Here is a 21,156-nt window from a genome sequence, read left to right as displayed (position 1 = left end):
TTCAAATGATTTTTATAAAATTTAATATTGCTGAATACCTTCACAAAAGGTATTGTTTTTATGTTAAAAAAGAAAAAGAAGATTAAATTAAAATTCATTATAAAACATAAAGATAAATAAAAAACCATCATGCGTTGTTAGCCTGCCCCACCTCTCCTTAACACAAACTCCGTTATATTTCAGACGCACTAACATCTTTATCAATAGATCTTAATTTGCAGAAAGATTTTTTTCTGACTATATCATCTAATACGAAAGCACTAGTCAGGCACAAAAAACAAAGGGTTATTCGGCGAGAAAACCAGACCTTCACCTACGCTCATAAAAAAGAATATGGCTACGGAAATTCATCTCTCATGATGAACGGGAAGGCTCGTCTACGCATTTTGCCCTGAACGTCGTGCCCGTTAATTAATACACAGAGCAAATCCATCAGGAGCTGATTTATGCGTCTACTCGCCGTGGTTTCGAAATTGACTGGCGTCTCCACCACTGTGGAATCCTCAGCGGTCACTCTTAACGCCCCGTCAATTGTTAAATTATCAGTGGCCCGGGAGGAAATTAGTCAACTTACGCGCATTAATCAGGATCTGGTGGTGACGCTCCATTCCGGCGAAACGATCACAATTAAAAACTTTTACGTTACCAACGATCTGGGCGCAAGCCAGCTGGTACTGGCGGAAAACGATGGCACGTTATGGTGGGTAGAAAATCCGCAAACCGGGCTACATTTTGAACAAATCGCTGATATTAATGAGCTGCTGGTCACTTCTGGCGCTTCCCATGAAGCAGGCGGTGCCGTTTGGCCGTGGGTACTGGCTGGCGCGGTGGCGGCTGGCGGCATTGCCGCTATCGCGTCTTCCGGCGGCGGCGATTCCCACCATCATTCGGATGGCGATAATCCGCCCCCCGATAACACCAATCCTGACGGTAATCCCCCTGATAACAGCAATCCCGGCGGCAGTAACCCTAACGGCAATACTCCAGGTAGCAGTAATCCTGTAGATACTACCCCGCCTCTCGCTCCCGGCAAGTTGTTGATTTCAGCGGACGGAAAAACGGTGAGCGGCGAGGCCGAAGCGGGCAGTACCATTACCATCAAAGATCCTTCAGGTAACGTCGTTGGCGAGGGCAAAGCGGATAGCGACGGTAAATTTAGTATTGATCTGACAGCGCCACAGCTTAGCGGCGAACAACTTACCGTGACCGCGACTGACGATGCCGGCAATACCGGCCCATCCGCAACCATTGATGCGCCCAACATTCCTCTCCCCGATATACCAGCTATCACCGCCGCTATCGATGATGCCGCTCCCCTCACCGGCACGCTGAGCAATAACCAGTTTACGAACGACAATACCCCCACTCTGGAGGGAACCGGCAGCGCAGGCACAGTCATCCATATTTACGCCAATGGTCAGGAAATAGGCTCCACAACGGTTGATACCAGCGGAAACTGGCGTTTTGCCATTACCAGCGCGCTAGCGGATGGGGAAAATCATTTCACCGCCATTGCGACTAACGTTAAAGGCGAAAGTAGCGAATCAGCCCGCTTTACGCTGACTATCGACACACTCAGCCCCGATGCCCCACGCGTTGAACTGATTGCCGATAACACCGGTTTGCTCACCGGGCCGCTACAGAATAATGACCGGACTGACGAGGCAAAACCGCTATTTTCCGGGCAGGGAGAGGCAGGCAATACCATCACGATTAAAGAGGGTTCAACCGTTATCGGCAGCGCTACCGTAGACGAAAATGGACGCTGGACCTTTACGCCGACTACGCCGTTAAGCGATGGCGAACATACCTTTACCGTCGAACAAAGCGACAAAGCCGGAAATACGAGCCGCGTGACGACAACGCCTACTATCATTGTGGACACCACGCCGCCTGACGCCGCTATCATTGATAATGTTGCGAAAGACGGCACAACCGTTAGCGGCACCGCTGAAGCTGGCAGTACCGTGTCGATCTATGACCCGGCGGGAAATTACCTGGGCTCCACGATTACCGGAGAAAATAACCACTTCAGCATCACGCTGAATCCGGCTCAGACCCACGGCGAGCGTCTGGAAGCGCGTATTCAGGACGCCGTCGGTAACATCGGCCCCGCCACGGAGTTTACCGCTTCTGATTCACAGTATCCTGCCCAGCCGACTATCCTTACCGTGACGGATGACGCTGGCGCCGTTACCGGGCTACTGAAAAATGGCGATGCCACAGATGATAACCGCCCAACCCTCAGCGGTATTGCCGAACCAGGCAGTACGATATCGATTAACGATAATGGCTTTCCTGTACCGACCTTTCCGCCCATTGTCGCTGACGCTGACGGCAAATGGAGCTTTACCCCCTCGCTGGCACTTGCCGATGGCGACCATGTCTTTACCGCTACCGCGACCAACGATCGCGGCACCAGCGGGCAGTCCGTCTCCTTTACCATTGATATCGACACGCAGCCACCGGTGCTGGAAGGCCTGGCGGTTAGCGACGTCGGCGACAGACTTACCGGCACTACGGAAGCTGGCAGTACTGTGGTTATCAAAGACAGCCAGGGAAATACGCTCGGTAGTGGAACGGCAGGCGACGACGGCACCTTCTCAATAGGTATTAGCCCGGCGAAAATTAACGGCGAAACATTAAGCATTAGCGTTACCGATAAAGCCGCGAATAGCGGTCCGGTAGAAACGCTGAACGCGCCGGATAAAACTGCGCCTGCGGCACCGGACGGTCTTACCGTGGCGACCGACGGTCTGTCCGTAAGCGGTCAGGCGGAAGCCGGGGCAACGGTCACTATCCGCGACAGTAGCAACACCCTACTTGGCAGCGCCGTCGCTAACGGCAACGGACAATTTATCGTTCCGCTGAATACGGCGCAGACTAACGGCCAGGCGCTTATCGCTACCGCCACCGATGTCGCGAAAAACGAAAGCGCCGCCGCGACGGTTATCGCGCCGGACAGTACCGCGCCGGAAATGCCGAAAAACGTGGTAATTAGTGAGGATGGCACCAGTATTAGCGGCACCGCCGAACCGGGTAGCGCCATCACGATCGCCACGCCGGACGGCACGCCGCTTAGCAGCGGCAAAGCAGATGGCGAAGGTCATTTTACCCTTCCCCTCGTCCCCGCACAGACCAACGGCGAACAGGTTACCGTCACCGCCACCGACAACGCCAACAACGTCAGCCCGCCAACTACAGCGCAAGCGCCCGATATCACCGCCCCGGATAAGCCCATTATCACTCAGGTGCTGGACGATGTTGAAAGCTTCACCGGGCCACTGGTTAACGGACAAACCACCAATGACAACCGCCCCACCTTTAGCGGTACGGCGGAGGCTGGCGCGCGTGTCGAAATTTTTGATAACGGTGTTTCGCTGGGACTCGCCACGCTACAGCCCAACGGCACCTGGACGTTTACGCCGTCGCAAAATTTAGGTGAAGGCGCGCATCGACTGACCGTAATCGCAACCGACGCTAAAGGCAATGCCAGTCCGGCCGCGTCATTCGACCTGGTGGTCGATACGCAATCGCCGCAGCAACCGGTAATCACCTTCATTACAGATGATGCGCCGGGTATTCTCGGTAGCGTCGCGCATCTGGGGCTCACTAACGACAGCACGCCAACGATTAACGGTACAGGTGAACCGGGTTCCACAGTACACCTGTATCAGAATGGCGCCCGGATAGCGGATATTATCGTCGGTAATTCCGGCGTCTGGAGCTACGCCTACACCACGGCCTCGCCACTGGCGGACGACACCTACACCTTTACCGTGACGGCCAGCGACAGTAACGGCAACACCACGCCTTTTTCGACCGATTTTACGATTACCATTGATACCCAGGCCCCTGCCGCTCCCGGCGTTATCGGCGTAGCTGACGGCGACGGAAATACGATTGATACCAATCAGATTACCCAGGAATCCCAGCCCCGGTTGAGCGGTAGCGGCACCGCAGGCGATACAATCATCCTTTACGATAACGGCAATGCCATAGGTCAGGCGCTGGTCGGCACGGACGGGCGCTGGCAGTTTACGCCGCCTGCCGCGCTGGGCGACGGCGACCACCTTCTGACCGCTCGCGCCAACGATCCGGCGGGGAACGAAAGTCCCGAATCCATCAGCTTTACCCTACGCATCGATACCCAGGCGCCGGATGCGCCGCAGATCGTGTCAGCCGCCATCACCGGCGGAGAAGGCGAGGTGCTACTGGCAAACGGCAGTATTACCAATCAGCGTATGCCGACCCTCAGCGGCACCGGCGAACCCGGCACCATCATCACCCTGTACAATAACGGCGTAGAACTGGCTACCGTCCAGGTCAATCCACAGGGTAGCTGGACCTATCCGCTAACCCGTAATCTGAGCGAAGGGTTAAACATCCTGACGGCCACCGCCACGGATGCCGCAGGCAATAGTAGCCCCACCTCCAGCGTTTTCTCCGTTACCCTTGATACCCAGCCTCCAGCGCAGCCTGACGCGCCGCTGATCAGCGATAACGTCGCGCCGGTTATCGGCAACATCGGCAATAATGGCGCAACGAACGATACCACGCCGACCTTCAGCGGCACGGGAGAGATCGGCAGCACGATAATTCTCTACAATAATGGCAGTGAAATTGGTCGCACAACGGTAGGCGATAACGGTAGCTGGAACTTTACGCCTGCGGCACTGACGCCAGAAACCTATACCATTACCGTCACGGAAACCGATAGAGCGGGCAATATCAGTCCACCTTCCGCCTCAGTCACTTTTACGCTAGACACCACTGCGCCCGCCAATCCGGTTATCACTTTTGCCGAAGATAACGTCGGCGAAGTCCAGGATACTATTGTCAGCGGCGCAACCACTGACGACAATACACCGGTCATTCACGGCACTGGCGACATCGGCAGCGTGATCACGCTCTATAACGGCAGTAGTGTCGTGGGCGTAGTCACCGTCGATGAGACCGGTACCTGGACGCTGCCGGTGACCAGCGCGTTGCCGGATGGCGTCTACACCCTGACCGCCATTGCCGCCGATGCCGCCGGAAACAGCAGCGGCGTATCGAACAGCTTTACCTTCACCGTCGACACCGTTCCGTTGCAGCCGCCCGTCGTCAATGAGATCCTTGACGATATTGCGCCAGTGACCGGGCCATTAACCGATGGCGCCTTTACTAACGATCGGACGTTGACTATCAACGGCAGCGGCGAAAACGGCAGCACCGTCACGATTTACGACAATGGCGTGGCAATCGGGACGGCGCTCGTTACCGACGGGGTCTGGACATTCAATACGCCCGAATTGTCAGAAGTCAGCCATGCGCTAACCTTCAGCGCGACTGACGACGCTGGAAATACCACGGCGCAAACCCAGCCGATCATCATTACCGTGGATATCACCGCCCCGCCCGCGCCAACAGTCCAGACGGTGGACGACGATGGCACGCGCGTCACCGGACTTGCCGATCCTTACGCTACCGTTGAAATTCACCATGCCGATGGCACCCTGGTCGGCAGCGCTGTCGCTAATGGCACCGGTGAATTCGTCGTTACGCTCAGTCCGGCGCAAACCGATGGCGGTACGCTGACAGCAATTGCTATCGATCGCGCGGGGAATAACGGCCCGGCTACGAATTTTCCCGCTTCCGACAGCGGTCTGCCCACCGTCCCGGCCATCACGGCAATTGAAGATGATGTCGGGAGCGTACAGGGGAATATTGCGGCGGGCGGCGCCACGGACGACACCACGCCGACGCTGCGCGGCACCACGGATATCGGCTCTACCGTTGAAGTTTTCATTGATGGCGATTCGGCAGGCTTTGCCACCGTTGACGCCAGCGGGAACTGGATCTTTGAGATGGCGACGCCATTAAGTGAAAGTACACATTACTTTACCGTCCAGGCAACCAATGCGAATGGCCCGGGCGGCCTGTCCGCACCGGTCGGGATCACTGTCGATCTTAGCGCGCCGGCGCAACCGGTTATTACCAGCGCAACGGATGATGTCCCCGGCATGACCGGTACGCTGGATAACGGCGCGCTCACCAATGATTCACGCCCGACGCTCAACGGAACGGGAGAAGCAGGCGCCACCATCCGCATTCTGGATAACGGCGTAGAAATCGGTTCCGCCACGGTAGATCAAAGCGGCAACTGGCGCTTCACCCCGAACGCGCCGCTGGAGAGCAACGCGCACATCTTTACCGCCGTAGCGACCGATCCCGCCGGCAATAGCGGCCAGCCTTCGGACGGTTTTACGCTGAACATTGACGCGCAGGCGCCAGATGTGCCGGTTATCACGTCCGTGATTGACGATAACAATCAACCGACCGTTCCGGTGTTACCGGGGCAATCCACCGACGATCGGCAGCCAATACTGAACGGAACTGGCGAACCTGGCGTAACAATCACCATTTTTGATAACGGTACGCCGCTTGGCACGGCTCAGGTAGGCGAAAACGGTAGCTGGACCTTCCCGGTGCCCCGCAATTTGTCAGAGGGAAGCCATAATCTGACGGTTAGCGCTACCGATCCGGCGGGCAATACCAGCGCGGTCTCCGCGCCGTGGACGATCGTGGTCGATATTACGCCTCCGGCGATCCCGGTTCTCACCTCCGTCGTGGATGACCAGCCCGGTATTACCGGCAACCTGGTAAGCGGGCAGCTAACGAACGATGCGACGCCCACCCTGAACGGGCGCGGAGAGGCAGGCGCGACGATTAATGTCTATCTTGACGGTAATCCCGCGTCCATCGGTACCACGACGGTGAATAGCGACGGCACGTGGAGTTTCACGCCGCAGACGCCGCTTGCAAACGGTAGCCACACGTTCACCCTTAGCGCCACCGATCCGGCGGGTAATAGCAGCGCGGTGTCCAGTGGATTTGTGCTGACGATTGACGCCACACCGCCCGCCGTGCCGGTTATCGCCAGCGTGGCAGATAATACGGCGCCGGTAACGGGCATCGTCCCCAACGGCGGCTCGACGAACGAAACCCGACCAACACTCTCGGGTACCGGTGAGGCGGGTGCAACCATCTCGATTTATAATGGCAGCGCGCTGGTCGGCACGGCGCAAGTTCAGGCCAACGGTAGCTGGAGTTTTACACCGTCTACCTCGCTGGGCGCGGGCGTCTGGAACCTGACGGCGACAGCAACCGATGCGGCAGGCAATACCAGCGCCGCGTCCGAAATACGCTCGTTTACTATTGATACCACGGCTCCCGCCGCGCCTGTTATTGATACGGTCTACGACGGTACGGGCCCCATTACCGGCAATCTGAGTTCAGGACAGATCACAGACGAGGCGCGCCCTGTCATTAGCGGCACCCGTGAAGCCAACACAGCTATTCGTCTCTACGATAACGGCACGCTGCTGGCTGAAATTCCCGCCGACAATAGCAGTAGCTGGCGCTACACGCCTGATGCCTCTCTGGCGACGGGCAACCATGTAATTACCGTCATTGCCGTTGATGCCGCAGGCAACGCCAGTCCCGTTTCAGACAGCGTTAATTTCGTTGTCGATACCACGCCGCCGCTGACGCCGGTAATCACATCAGTCAGTGACGATCAGGCGCCAGGCCTCGGCACGATCGCGAACGGCCAAAATACCAACGATCCTACGCCAACCTTCAGCGGCACCGCAGAAGCCGGCGCCACGATCACGCTCTATGAAAATGGCACGGTCATTGGCACGACAACGGCTCAGCCTGACGGCGCGTGGAGCGTCTCCACCTCAACGCTGGCAAGCGGAACGCACGTCATCACCGCCGTGGCCACCGATGCCGCAGGAAACAGCAGCCCGAACAGTACGGCTTTCACCCTGACGGTCGATACCACCGCGCCGCAAACGCCGATCCTGACGTCCGTAGTGGATGACGTCGCGGGCGGGGTCACAGGAAATCTCGCTAATGGTCAGATAACCAATGATAACCGCCCCACGCTGAACGGCACTGCCGAAGCGGGCAGCGTGATCAGTATCTATGATGGCAACACTCTGCTTGGCGTCACCTCGGCTAACGCGGGCGGCGCGTGGAGCTTCACGCCGACGACAGGGTTAAACGACGGCACGCGCATATTAACAGTGACCGCCACCGACCCGGCAGGCAACGTTAGCCCGGCCACCAGCGGTTTTACTATCGTGGTCGATACCCTTGCGCCAACGGTTCCGCTTATAACCAGCATCGTTGATGATGTCCCGAACAATACCGGCGCCATTGGCAATGGACAATCGACCAACGACACACAGCCGACGCTCAACGGTACCGCGGAAGCCAACAGCGCGGTAAGCATCTTCGATAATGGCGTGCTGGTCGCGACCGTGAACGCCAATGCCAGCGGCAACTGGAGCTGGACGCCAACCGCCGCGCTCGGCCAGGGAAGTCACGCCTATAGCGTTAGCGCCGCCGATGCGGCTGGCAACATTAGCGCCGCTTCGCCATCGACAACGATTATCGTGGATACCATTGCGCCCGGCGCGCCCGGCAACCTGGTCATCAATGCTACCGGTAATCGGGTGACGGGCACCGCGGAAGCAGGCAGTACAGTGACGATTACCTCTGAGACTGGTGTGGTACTGGGAACCGCCACCGCCGACGGTACAGGCAGCTTCACCGCCACACTCACGCCCGCGCAGACCAATGGTCAGCCGCTACTGGCATTTGCCCAGGATAAAGCAGGCAACACAGGCATTGCCGCCGGATTTACCGCGCCCGATACGCGCGTGCCGGAAGCACCGATCATCACCAACGTAGTGGATGATGTGGGTATTTATACCGGCGCTATCGCCAACGGTCAGGTCACTAATGACGCACAACCCACATTGAATGGTACCGCTCAGGCGGGCGCCACGGTGAGCATTTATAACAACGGGGCGCTGCTCGGCACCACCACGGCGAACGCCAGCGGAAACTGGAGCTTTACCCCGACAGGTAATTTGACCGAAGGCAGCCACGCCTTTACCGCCACCGCAACTAACGCCAACGGTACAGGCAGCGTCTCCACCGCCGCGACGGTGATTGTCGATACGCTGGCGCCCGGTACGCCGTCAGGTACGCTCAGCGCCGACGGCGGTTCACTTTCCGGGCTGGCAGAGGCAAACAGCACCGTAACCGTCACGCTGGCGGGCGGCGTGACGCTCACCACCACCGCCGGCAGCAACGGCGCATGGTCTCTCACCTTGCCGACAAAACAAATTGAAGGTCAGCTCATTAACGTGACGGCCACTGACGCTGCGGGTAATGCCTCCGGCGCGTTAGGCATTACCGCGCCGGTTCTGCCGCTGGCGGCAAGGGATAACATCACCAGTCTTGATCTGACTTCGACCGCCGTCACCAGCACGCAAAACTATTCGGATTACGGCCTGCTGCTGGTTGGCGCGCTTGGCAATGTCGCCTCGGTTTTGGGTAACGATACCGCTCAGGTTGAGTTCACCATTGCTGAAGGTGGTACGGGCGACGTCACCATCGATGCCGCCGCAACGGGAATCGTGCTTTCGCTGCTCAGTACTCAGGAGATTGTGGTACAGCGCTACGACACCAGCCTCGGCGCCTGGACGACGATCGTCAACACCGCCGTTGGCGACTTCGCGAATTTGCTTACCCTGACCGGGAGCGGCGTTACCCTGAACCTGAGCGGCCTGGGCGAAGGCCAGTACCGGGTACTCACTTATAACACCAGCCTGCTCGCCACCGGGTCATATACCAGCCTGGATGTCGACGTACACCAGACCAGCGCAGGTATTATTAGCGGGCCAACCATCAGTACCGGCAACGTCATGGCTGATGATACCGCGCCGACGGGCACCACGGTCACCGCCATCACCAACGCCAACGGCGTCAGTACGCCGGTCGGCGCGGGCGGCGTGGATATCCAGGGGCAATACGGCACGCTGCACATTAATCAGGATGGCAGTTACACCTACACGCTGACTAAGCCCACGGCAGGATACGGACATAAAGAGAGCTTCACCTACATCATCACCCAGAATGGCGTCGGTAGCAGCGCCGCGCAACTGGTTATCAATCTGGGTCCCGCGCCTGTACCGGGCAGCGTGATAGCGACAGACAATAACGCCTCGCTGGTCTTTGATACTCACGTTAGCTACGTCAACAACGGTCCCTCGACGCAAAGCGGCGTCACGGTATTAAGCGTCGGACTTGGTAATGTACTGAACGCGAATCTGCTTGATGATATGACTAATCCGATCATCTTTAACGTTGAAGAAGGCGCTACGCGAACCATGACGTTACAGGGAACCGTCGGCGGCGTCTCACTGGTTTCCACGTTCGATCTGTACGTTTATCGCTTCAACGATGCCATTCAGCAATATGAGCAGTTCCGGGTGCAAAAGGGCTGGATTAACACCCTGCTGTTAGCCGGACAGTCCCAGCCGCTGACCCTGACGTTGCCTGGCGGCGAATACCTGTTCGTGCTGAATACCGCCAGCGGCATTAGCGTCCTCACTGGCTATACGCTGGCGATTTCTCAGGACCACACCTATGCCGTTGACAGTATCACCGCCAACACCACCGGCAACGTACTGTCCAATGATGTCGCCCCTACGGACGCCCTCCTCACTGAAGTAAATGGCGTGGCGATTGCGGCGACCGGCACGACGGAGGTAAACGGGTTGTATGGCTCGCTCATCATTGACGCAAGAGGCAACTATACCTACACGCTGAAGAACGGCGTCGGCGCCGACAGCATTAAAACGCCGGACAGCTTTATCTATACGGTCAAAGCGCCAAACGGCGATACCGATACGGCCTCGCTCAATATCACGCCAACCGCCAGGGCGCTGGATGCGATTAATGATGTCAGCGATACCCTTAGCGTCGCCACGCTTCAGGATACCGCTGCCTGGCTGGACTCCAGCGTCGGCAGCGCCAGTTGGGGGCTACTCGGCAAATCGGGCAGCGGGAGCGGCACCTTTGACGTTGCAACGGGCACCGTACTTAAAGGCGCGTCACTGGTCTTTGATGTCTCCACGCTCATTACGCTGGGCAATCTGAATATTAGCTGGGCCATTCAGGAGAACGGGACCGTCATACGCAACGGAACCGTTCCGGTGGCGAATATCACGCTGGGCAGCGCGACGGTGACCGTCAACCTGAGCGGCCTGGAGCTGGATGCCGGAACGTACACGCTTAACTTTACCGGCACCAATACCCTGGCCGGGGCGGCGACGATCACGCCACGCGTCATCGGCACCACCGTCGATCTGGATAATTTTGAAACGTCCGGAACGCATACCGTTCTCGGCAATATTTTTGACGGCAGCGATGCGGCGGGGGCGATGGATCAGCTTAATACGGTGAATACCCGCCTGAGCATTAGCGGGTATAACGGCAGCGCCGCCACGCTGGACGCCGCGGCGAATACCACCAGCGCCACGATTCAGGGACATTACGGCACATTGCAAATTAACCTCGATGGCGCTTACACCTACACCCTGAATAATGGCGTCGCGATGTCGTCCATCACCAGTAAAGAGGTCTTTACCTATCAACTGGATGACAAGATGGGTCATACGGATAGCGCCACATTGACCATTGATATGGCGCCGCAAATCGTCAGTACCAACCAAAACGATGTTCTCATCGGCTCCGCCTATGGCGATACGCTGATTTACCACCTGTTAAACGGCGCGGACGCGACCGGCGGCAACGGCGCCGATCGCTGGCAAAACTTCTCTACCGCGCAGGGCGACAAGATCGATATCCACGAACTGCTGACCGGCTGGGATCACCAGGCGGCGACGCTCGGTAACTTTGTTCAGGTTCATACCAGCGGCGCCAATACGGTGATATCCGTCGATCGCGACGGCGCCGGCAGCGCGTTTAAATCAACCGACCTTGTCACTCTGGAGAATGTGCAGCTCACGCTAAATGATCTGTTGCAGAACAACCACCTGATAACCGGCGGTTGATAAAAAAGCCCCGAACGCCACGACGTTCGGGGCAACAAGCGGTGATATTTAAAAGGGATAAACTATGGGAAGAGTCGCGCCTGTCGCCATCGTACTGGCATTTGCTTTGTTTCATCACCAGCCCCGGGGCGCAGAAGCGCCGCCAATGATTACATCCGAAGGATTAGCAACGGACCAGATGCTTCCTTCGCTGGATGGCTCCGCCGCTGAGTTGCCGCTCAGCGCCGCCGCGCCGGGCAACCTGACGCTTAATGACGCGGTCAATCGCGCCGTTAGCTGGCATCCTTCTATTCGCGAAGCCGTCGGCAAACTGCTCGCACAGAATGAACAAATAGAGGTCGCCAAATCGAAATATTATCCGCAAGTCAGCGCTGGTGTGAACAATGGGTACAGCAATACCTACACCGATCACGGGTATAGTCCCTCGCTGGTGCTGTCGGTATCGCAAATGCTTTATGACTTCGGCAAAGTGGCAAGCCAGGTTCGCGCCGAAACCGCAGGCGCAGCGCAGCAACAGGCCAATGTGTTGCTCAGTATTGATACCGTCGCGCACGAAACCGCCAACGCTATTGTACAAACGCAGAGCTGGCAGCAAATGGTAGACGCGGCGGAAGAACAGCTCGTCGCGCTGGACAGCATCGGTAAACTTATCCGGCAGCGCAGCGATGAAGGCGCTACGTCGCTATCTGACGTAGTGCAAACCGAAGCCAGAATCGAATCCGCCCGCTCGCAACTGGCGCAGTATCAGGCCAATCTCGACAGTGCGAAAGCCTCACTGATGAGCTGGCTGGGCTGGAATTCGCTTAACGGCATCAATAATGACTTCCCGGCGAAACTTGCTCGCAGCTGTGAGACGGCGACTCCCGACGATCGGCTGGTGCCTGCGGTACTGGCCGCCTGGGCGCAGGCCAACGTTGCGCGGGCGAATCTGGACTATGCCAGCGCGCAAATGACGCCGACGATTTCGCTCGAACCTTCCGTACAACATTATCTTAATGATAAATATCCCAGTCATGAAGTACTGGATAAAACCCAGTATTCCACCTGGGTAAAAGTTGAGATGCCGCTTTACCAGGGCGGAGGGCTGACTGCCCGACGCAACGCCGCCAGCCATGCGGTAGACGCGGCTCAGTCGACCATTCAGCGCACCCGGCTTGATGTCCGCCAGAAACTAATGGAGGCGCGCAGCCAGGCAATGAGTCTTGCCAGCGCGTTACAAATCCTTCGTCGGCAACAGCAGCTTAGCGAACGTACGCGCGAACTGTATCAGCAACAATACCTTGACCTCGGTTCCCGCCCGCTGCTCGACGTGCTTAATGCGGAGCAGGAAGTTTACCAGGCGCGTTTTGCCGAACTGCAAACGGAAAGCCAGTTGCATCAGTTGCAACTGAACTGTCTGTATAACACCGGCGCGCTTCGTCAGGCGTTCGCGTTAAATCATCGCAGCATTCAATCCGTGGAGATCCAGCCATGACCCGCGCCGCCCCCGATGTAGAAGAGGTACTCAGTGAGCGCGCGCTAAGCCAATGGGCGCAGGCCATCAGCCATGTCGCCGGTCATTATCGCGTTGCCTGTTCTCCCGGTTCAATTCAGGCCAACGCCCCGTGGTTTAGGGGTAAAAGCAGAACGACCGCCTTAACGCAGCTCGCGCGGCAGGCGGGTTTATCCTTTCATGCGCCGGACATAGACAAAACGGCATTTAGTCAGTGGCGATTGCCGTTGGTTGTCGAGCTCCGGGACGGGCAGTTATTGGTCATCGAGCATGTTAATGGCGAAGATGCGGTAGACGTTTTTGTGATTGAAGAAGAGGGTCAGCGTAACCGCCTGACGCTCAGCGAGTTATTGCCGGAGATCCTCTATGTTGCCGCGCTACGCCCGCTATCGGCGCTCAAGGATAGCCGCGTCGATCGCTATATCTCCCGCTTTAAACCCGACTGGATGCGCGAGCTGGTTCTGCAGGATATTCGCCCTTATTTACCGGTAATGGTCGCCGCCTTTCTGATTAACGTGCTGTCGCTGGCCGGGATTGTGTTCTCTATGCAGGTTTACGATCGAGTGATCCCCGCTCAGTCATATCCTACCCTGTACGTGCTCTCCTTCGGCGTGCTGGTAGCGGTGCTGTTCGGTTTTCTGCTGCGTGAAGCGCGTACGCACATTATGGACGTGCTCGGTAAACGCGCCGATATGCGCATTTCCGATCGGGTATTCGGTCATGCGTTAAGGCTGCGCAACAGCGCTATCCCCCGTTCCACCGGCAGTTTTATCTCGCAGTTACGCGAACTGGAGCAGATCCGCGAGATGATTACCTCTTCAACGCTGGCGACCATTGTCGATCTGCCTTTCTTTTTCCTGTTTATGGTAGTCCTGGCGATTATTGCCCCACCGCTGGCATGGATAGCGCCCGTGGCGGCTCTGCTGATGATCCTGCCGGGCGTCGCACTGCAAAAAAAACTGGCTGTCCTCGCCAACCAAGCCGCCCACGAAGCGACGCTACGCAATGCAGTCTTGGTCGAAAGCGTTCAGGGGCTGGAAGATATTAAACTGATGCAGGCGGAGAACCGCTTTCTTCAGCAGTGGAATAGCTATATCCGTATTACCGGCGAGTCGGGTCTACGCACCCGCAAACTCACGCAAAGGCTTATCAGTTGGGGGATGTCGGTACAAAGTCTGGTGTATGCCGCAGTGATTATGTTCGGCGCGCCGATGGTCATTGAAGGCAGTATGACTACCGGCGCCGTGGTCGCCGCGTCGATGCTCGGCTCACGGATGATCGCGCCAATGGCTAACCTGTGCGGCGTGCTGGCGCGCTGGCAGCAGGTGAAAGCGGCGAAGATGGGTCTCGACAACATTATGCAACTGCCCACTGAGACACAGCATGACGATAGCCTGATACACCGCGACATCCTCCACGGGCATTACCTCTTTGAAAACGCTCAGTTTCGTTACCATAACGACGATCAACGCATACCGCTGCGCCTCGTGCGTCTGGAGATCATGCCAGGCGAGCGGATTGCGATACTGGGGCGTAACGGTGCGGGTAAATCCACACTTTTACAGGCGATGGCGGGCGGCCTGGAGATGATTCAGGGAGATGCCCGGCTTGATAATCTCAGCTTGTCGCACATCGATATGGCGGATTTACGCCGCAACATCGGCTTTCTTAGCCAGAACGCGCGGCTTTTCTTCGGCACCCTACGAGAGAACCTGACGCTCGGCGCGCCGCACGCCAACGATGAACAGATTTTTGACGCGCTCGAAGTCAGCGGCGGCGCCGTCTTCGTCAGGCGGCTGGCAAAAGGGTTGGATCATCCCATTATGGAGGGTGGTAACGGCCTGTCCGGCGGGCAGCGTCAGTCCCTGTTGCTGGCGAGAATGCTGCTGCGCTCCCCCAATATTGTGCTACTTGACGAACCCAGCGCCTCGCTGGACGAGCATACGGAACGAGAGTTTATTCAGCGGTTACATCAGTGGCTTGGCAATCGAACCCTGGTCGTCGCGACGCACCGGGTACCAATACTGGAGCTGGTTGAGCGTGTCGTTGTCCTGAAAGAAGGACAACTGGTGATGGATGCGCCAAAAGCGCAGGCGCTTAACGCGGATCGGATGCAAAGTCACCGTCGGGAGTGGAAAAATGAAAATCAATCAGCATGATGCCGCGATGGACGATCCCGATATTCAGCGTGAACGGGCGTTTTCCGGCGCGGGTCGTATTGTTCTGATCTGCTCACTGTTATTTCTCATTCTCGGCATCTGGGCGTGGTTTGGCCGACTGGATGAGGTTTCCACCGGCAACGGGAAAGTGATCCCCAGTTCACGCGAACAGGTTCTGCAGTCGCTGGATGGCGGCATTCTGGCGCAGTTGACGGTGCGGGAAGGCGACAGAGTTCAGGCTAACCAGATTGTCGCCCGGCTTGATCCGACGCGTCTGGCGTCCAATGTGGGTGAAAGTGCGGCAAAATATCGAGCTTCACTCGCCTCCAGCGCACGGTTAACTGCGGAAGTCAGCGACTTACCTCTCGCCTTCCCCGCTGAGCTGAACGGCTGGCCGGATCTGATTGCCGCAGAGACGCGTCTCTATAAAAGCCGCCGCGCACAGCTGGCCGATACCGAAGCCGAGCTACGGGATGCGCTGGCGTCGGTTAATAAAGAGCTGACCATTACCCAGCGGCTGGAGAAAAGCGGCGCGGCCAGTCATGTTGAAGTGCTACGCCTGCAACGACAAAAAAGCGATTTAGGCTTAAAAATTACCGATCTGCGCTCACAATATTATGTGCAGGCACGCGAAGCGTTATCGAAAGCGAACGCTGAGGTCGATATGCTCTCCGCCATTTTAAAAGGACGCGAGGATTCCGTCACCCGCCTCACCGTGCGTTCGCCGGTACGCGGCATTGTTAAAAATATCCAGGTCACGACGATTGGCGGCGTGATCCCGCCTAACGGCGAGATGATGGAGATAGTGCCGGTAGACGATCGTCTGCTGATTGAAACCCGCCTTTCGCCGCGTGATATCGCCTTTATTCATCCCGGCCAACGCGCATTGGTTAAAATTACTGCTTACGATTACGCCATTTACGGCGGGCTTGACGGCGTGGTGGAGACCATTTCACCGGACACCATTCAGGATAAAGTGAAACCGGAAATTTTCTACTATCGCGTGTTTATCCGCACCCACCAGGACTATCTACAAAATAAATCAGGACGCCGTTTTTCGATTGTTCCAGGCATGATCGCCACGGTGGATATCAAAACCGGTGAAAAAACCATTGTCGACTATTTAATCAAACCGTTTAATCGCGCGAAAGAAGCGCTGCGCGAGCGGTAAATCGTTGAAGATAAGAAGATACGGGGGCTGGTCACGCATGTCACAAGTCTGTTATACTTACCTTACACATTGGGGCTGATTCTGGATTCGACGGGATTTGCGAAACCCAAGGTGCATGCCGAGGGGCGGTTGGCCTCGTAAAAAGCCGCAAAAAAATAGTCGCAAACGACGAAAACTACGCTTTAGCAGCTTAATAACCTGCTTAGAGCCCTCTCTCCCTAGCCTCCGCTCTTAGGACGGGGATCAAGAGAGGTCAAACCCAAAAGAGATCGCGCGGATGCCCTGCCTGGGGTTGAAGCGTTAAAACGAATCAGGCTAGTCTGGTAGTGGCGTGTCCGTCCGCAGGTGCCAGGCGAATGTAAAGACTGACTAAGCATGTAGTACCGAGGATGTAGGAATTTCGGACGCGGGTTCAACTCCCGCCAGCTCCACCAAATATTGATGTACTGAAGTTCAGTAAAGTCTACTAAGCCCGTATAGCACAAGCTCTGCGGGCTTTTTTACGTCCATTGCCGCCTGGTGAGGATTGCAGAGAACCTTACGGACACTGGAGTCAAATGACGCGGTGGGTAAAGCGGCTGCGCAATGGGTGACAGGGCAAAACGCCAAAAGTCTCACCAATAACTCCCGAAAGAATTGGAATACGAGAGTCAAAGAAAATAGAACACTCACTGAGAGTCCTGCCTGGCTGGGGCAAAGCTCGCAGTCAGACTGTCGAGCATAAAGATAAGCAGTTGCCCGTGAGACGCCAGGATGTTGGGCTACGGTATCCATAGATTTACGAAGATTCAGCAGACCTTCTTTGCGAAGCTTAATGATCAATTCTTTTCTGTCAGGTGCTTTAAGCGTCCTGGCCGTAGTGGCACGAGCAGCGGCGAAACTATCTATGCGCTGTCGAATGGTCTCTGTTCCTCCAGGAGCAATATTTTCTCACGGAATTTTTTATTACCGTAGGCGTTATTCAGCGTAGTCCGAAGACGTGATCCTGCTCACCCAGTCAAACATAACTTGCATATGATTGCCATTGGATTTCCTCACACCAACCTGACACGCATTTACGCCTGTCGTTTTGCCAGTCAAAACCTGTCCATACTTCATATAGATTTTGATACCGACTCCCTGTTTATAGCACTTATTGCAAATCGAGAAATAATCTCTTCTTGATGGAGTATATTGCTGAAGATTAAATTCGTCAGCCGGCACCAGCGAAAGATTAAAAGCGTCATTACCTGATAATTCTTCAAGAATTGCCAGAGACTCTAATTTAACTTCAATGCGCTTATTTCCTTTAGGTTTATCCGAAGCCAGAATCAAATTTTCCCTCGGATTAAACTTCGCAATGTAGCCTGTGATTATCCGGGCATTATTACTCACCAGTCGAACAGGGATATCATTAAAACGTAGAAATTGAACTCGACGAGCAAGCATAGAATAATCCCGCGGCCATATTTCAGCCTCTCGCCCGTAGGAAATATCATTTACAGCTATACATTCCATAAAGATATATTCATCTATGCTGAATGAAAAAGCCCCGGATTCACGGGGCTGAATAAAACGAAATAAATTAACGTAACAGAGACAGCACGTTCTGTGGGACCTGGTTAGCCTGCGCCAGAACGGAAGTACCGGCCTGCTGCAGAATCTGCGCGCGAGACATGTTGGAGACTTCGGTAGCGTAGTCGGAATCTTCGATACGGCTACGGGCAGAAGACAGGTTATTTACGGTATTGCCCAGGTTGGTGATAGCGGAGTTGAAACGGTTTTGAACCGCACCCAGGTCAGAACGCAGCGCATCCACCTGCGCCAAAGCAGCATCAATTTTCTGCAGCGGGTTTTCAGTGGTTTTAGCGGCTGCTTCCGCCAGCTCTGGCTGTGCTTTGAAATCATGACCAGCGGCTTTGCTGGCATTGTAGGTTTTACCGTCAATAGAAACGACTTCAGTTTTACCGTCTGCGCCACCCAGTTGGTTCAGGGCAGTTTTGGTAGTACCGTCAGCTGCGGTGTAAGACGTGGTGTTAACACTGAAGCTACCATCTTTTTTCTGGGTAGCGGCATAGTAATTATCGCCCACCTTTACAGCGTAACCGCCATCAATCGTCTTACCATTTTTATCGGTGTAAGACATTTTGACAACCTGGGCAGCAGCAATTTCTGGGTCTGTAATCCCGCCAGATTTAAGGGAGGTTTTGAGATCTGTTGATAATGGTAATGGATTTTTTTCTTCCTGAGTTTTTGTTACTTCTACCGCACCAGCTGGTTTACCCGCCTCCATAGCCGTACCAGCGGTCATAGACACCTTACCATCATCGGCGACATTTACTTTATAGAAGCCATTTTTACCGTCATCAGGGGTGGTCAGACCGGTAACTTCAACATAGTAGTTTTTGCTAGCACTATCATAATAAACTTTGCCATCTTTTATTGCTGCAGTACCTGTTGTAGCACCAGTGCCTGCTTTAAGGGCTGCGTCTTTATTAAGATCAGTAATATCTAAATTGGCAGCTACTGTCACAGCCTTACTATCTACATCATACGCTTTCTGCACGTTCAGTGAATCCAGGCCCAGGGTCTGAGAGTTGATCTGCTTCAGATCGATATCGATAGTTTCACCGTCGTTGGCACCAACCTGGATGGTCAGGGTGTTGTCCTGCGCCAGGACTTTCACGCCGTTGAACTGAGTCTGGCCGGATACACGGTCGATTTCGTTCAGACGCTGGGTGATTTCAGCCTGGATGGAGTCGAGATCAGACTGGGAGTTGGTGCTGTTAGCAGACTGAACCGCCAGTTCACGCACACGCTGCAGGTTGTTGTTGATTTCGTTCAGCGCGCCTTCAGTGGTCTGCGCAATAGAGATACCGTCGTTAGCGTTACGGGAAGCCTGAGTCAGACCTTTAATGTTCGCGGTAAAACGGTTAGCAATTGCCTGACCTGCCGCATCGTCTTTCGCGCTGTTGATACGCAGACCAGAAGACAGACGCTCGATAGCGGTGCCCAGTGCGGACTGGGATTTGTTCAGGTTATTCTGGGTCAGCAGCGACAGACTGTTAGTGTTGATTACTTGTGCCATAAAATTTTCCTTTTGGAAGGTTTTTGATAAAGCAATCTCCCATGAGAAAAGCGACTAAAATTCTTCCTTATCTGATGTAAAGGAGAAAATCATGGCTACTATTGGGTATATTCGGGTGTCAACAATTGACCAAAATATCGATTTACAGCGTAATGCGCTTACTAGTGCAAATTGTGACCGCATTTTTGAGGACCGTATCAGTGGCAAGATTGCAAACCGCCCCGGCCTGAAACGAGCGTTAAAGTATGTAAATAAAGGCGATACTCTTGTCGTCTGGAAATTAGACAGACTGGGCCGCAGCGTGAAAAACCTGGTGGCGTTAATATCAGAATTACATGAACGTGGAGCTCACTTCCATTCTTTAACCGATAGTATTGATACCAGTAGCGCGATGGGGCGATTCTTTTTTCATGTAATGTCAGCACTGGCCGAGATGGAGCGAGAATTAATTGTCGAGCGAACCCTTGCCGGACTGGCTGCCGCCAGAGCGCAAGGACGACTGGGAGGGCGCCCTCGAGCGATCAACAAACATGAACAGGAACAGATTAGCCGGCTATTAGAGAAAGGCCATCCTCGGCAGCAACTAGCTATTATTTTTGGTATTGGCGTATCTACCTTATACAGATATTTTCCGGCAAGCCGCATAAAAAAACGAATGAATTAAAATAAAAATTACAACAGGATGGATATAACATTTTTGTAATACAGACGTATGGCATAAATAAACCGGAAGGGTATACGAAAAAGACAGCATCTAATTAAAAAGAGAAAAAATTCAACGCATTAACTTATATAGTGTAGCGCGCTCACGATAAGGCCTATGTTACATCCAGCTATAGACGACATCGCTCAAAACACTACCAGACACAGTATTCACCTGGAAAGGCTTTTTAATCAAAATGTTAGATGTAAGCAATTACGGACAGAAAAAATAGTAAAGTTTATGCCTCAAGTGTCGATAACCTGGATGACACAGGTAAGCCTGGCATAACATTGGTTATCAAAAACCTTGGTTTTCAAGAACCAATAAATCGTGTGGCTAATGCGCTATAAAAATCGCAGAGCGGTGACGATATCCGCATAAGAAGCTGTTCGTTCGCAACATTCGAACGGTAACGTAAAGCTGGTTTCATTGGTTAATGAAGACGAAGGGGACAAAATTACTACAGAGTTGATACCACAGAGATAGTCCAGGCTCGCAGGTGATACGGGATTTAACGCCGGAAAGTCTGCACAGAACACGATCTGCGAGAGCGTTCAGAATTCTGTGTCACGTTAAAAATTCTACAGCGTCATCACATTATTCAGCCGCCCTTCAAAATAAATCGCCAACTGCGACAATGTCA

7 protein-coding genes, 1 other RNA gene and 1 pseudogene are annotated in these 21,156 nt (G+C 54.9%); 6 read left to right on the top strand and 3 right to left on the bottom strand.

Annotated elements, in window-relative coordinates; all coding sequences use genetic code 11:
• Positions 1 to 446: 446 nt before the first annotated feature.
• The 5 genes from bapA to ssrA all read left to right on the top strand — a co-directional run bounded on the left by bapA (position 447) and on the right by ssrA (position 17,177).
• Entirely contained in the window at positions 447 to 11,921 is an 11,475-nt protein-coding gene (bapA, locus tag ACLJR2_RS19030; protein WP_001535045.1) for a biofilm-associated protein BapA, read from the top strand.
• 64 nt (positions 11,922 to 11,985) lie between these two features.
• A complete protein-coding gene (locus ACLJR2_RS19025) occupies positions 11,986 to 13,395 on the top strand; it encodes a TolC family outer membrane protein (RefSeq protein WP_000533868.1) in 1,410 nt (469 codons plus the stop codon).
• Positions 13,392 to 15,572: a type I secretion system permease/ATPase gene (locus ACLJR2_RS19020; RefSeq protein WP_000196141.1), complete on the top strand. Its 2,181-nt coding sequence runs from the start codon at positions 13,392 to 13,394 to the stop codon at positions 15,570 to 15,572. The genes ACLJR2_RS19025 and ACLJR2_RS19020 overlap by 4 nt, the downstream gene beginning before the upstream one ends.
• A 7-nt stretch (positions 15,573 to 15,579) precedes the next feature.
• Positions 15,580 to 16,743 carry an HlyD family type I secretion periplasmic adaptor subunit gene (locus tag ACLJR2_RS19015; protein ID WP_000342601.1) on the top strand — a complete coding sequence of 388 codons (1,164 nt, stop codon included), beginning with the start codon at positions 15,580 to 15,582 and terminating at the stop codon, positions 16,741 to 16,743.
• A 71-nt stretch (positions 16,744 to 16,814) separates the two neighbouring features.
• Positions 16,815 to 17,177: a transfer-messenger RNA gene (gene ssrA / locus ACLJR2_RS19010) on the top strand.
• 274 nt (positions 17,178 to 17,451) lie between these two features.
• On the opposite strand, the pseudogene ACLJR2_RS19005 reads toward ssrA, so the two are convergent.
• From ACLJR2_RS19005 to ACLJR2_RS18995, 3 genes and pseudogenes are all read right to left on the bottom strand, one after another.
• A pseudogene (locus tag ACLJR2_RS19005) lies at positions 17,452 to 17,673 on the bottom strand (helix-turn-helix domain-containing protein); the annotation flags it as partial.
• Positions 17,674 to 17,700: 27 nt separating this feature from the next.
• Positions 17,701 to 18,240: a phase 1 flagellin gene repressor FljA gene (gene fljA, locus ACLJR2_RS19000; RefSeq protein WP_000388873.1), complete on the bottom strand. Its 540-nt coding sequence runs from the start codon at positions 18,238 to 18,240 to the stop codon at positions 17,701 to 17,703.
• A 67-nt stretch (positions 18,241 to 18,307) separates the two neighbouring features.
• Positions 18,308 to 19,810: a FliC/FljB family flagellin gene (locus ACLJR2_RS18995; protein ID WP_000079789.1), complete on the bottom strand. Its 1,503-nt coding sequence runs from the start codon at positions 19,808 to 19,810 to the stop codon at positions 18,308 to 18,310.
• Positions 19,811 to 19,901: 91 nt separating this feature from the next.
• Here ACLJR2_RS18995 and hin point away from each other — a divergent pair, with 91 nt between their 5' ends.
• Complete coding sequence (gene hin / locus ACLJR2_RS18990) at positions 19,902 to 20,474, top strand: flagellar phase variation DNA invertase Hin (RefSeq protein ID WP_000190912.1); 573 nt, start codon at positions 19,902 to 19,904, stop codon at positions 20,472 to 20,474.
• Positions 20,475 to 21,156 lie beyond the last annotated feature (682 nt).

The organism is Salmonella sp. SAL03688, from assembly GCF_046551895.1.
GTDB lineage: Bacteria > Pseudomonadota > Gammaproteobacteria > Enterobacterales > Enterobacteriaceae > Salmonella > Salmonella enterica.
The sequence above is the reverse complement of the archived record's forward strand: the minus strand, read 5'-3'. Positions and strand labels throughout refer to the sequence as shown.

Coding starts and splice junctions, on each gene's coding strand:
- ACLJR2_RS19015 (WP_000342601.1), top strand. CDS start 15,580: ATGGACGATCCCGATATTCAGCGTGAACGGGCGTTTTCCGGCGCGGGT.
- ACLJR2_RS19020 (WP_000196141.1), top strand. CDS start 13,392: ATGACCCGCGCCGCCCCCGATGTAGAAGAGGTACTCAGTGAGCGCGCG.
- hin (WP_000190912.1), top strand. CDS start 19,902: ATGGCTACTATTGGGTATATTCGGGTGTCAACAATTGACCAAAATATC.
- ACLJR2_RS19025 (WP_000533868.1), top strand. CDS start 11,986: ATGGGAAGAGTCGCGCCTGTCGCCATCGTACTGGCATTTGCTTTGTTT.
- ACLJR2_RS18995 (WP_000079789.1), bottom strand. CDS start 19,810: ATGGCACAAGTAATCAACACTAACAGTCTGTCGCTGCTGACCCAGAAT.
- bapA (WP_001535045.1), top strand. CDS start 447: ATGCGTCTACTCGCCGTGGTTTCGAAATTGACTGGCGTCTCCACCACT.
- fljA (WP_000388873.1), bottom strand. CDS start 18,240: ATGGAATGTATAGCTGTAAATGATATTTCCTACGGGCGAGAGGCTGAA.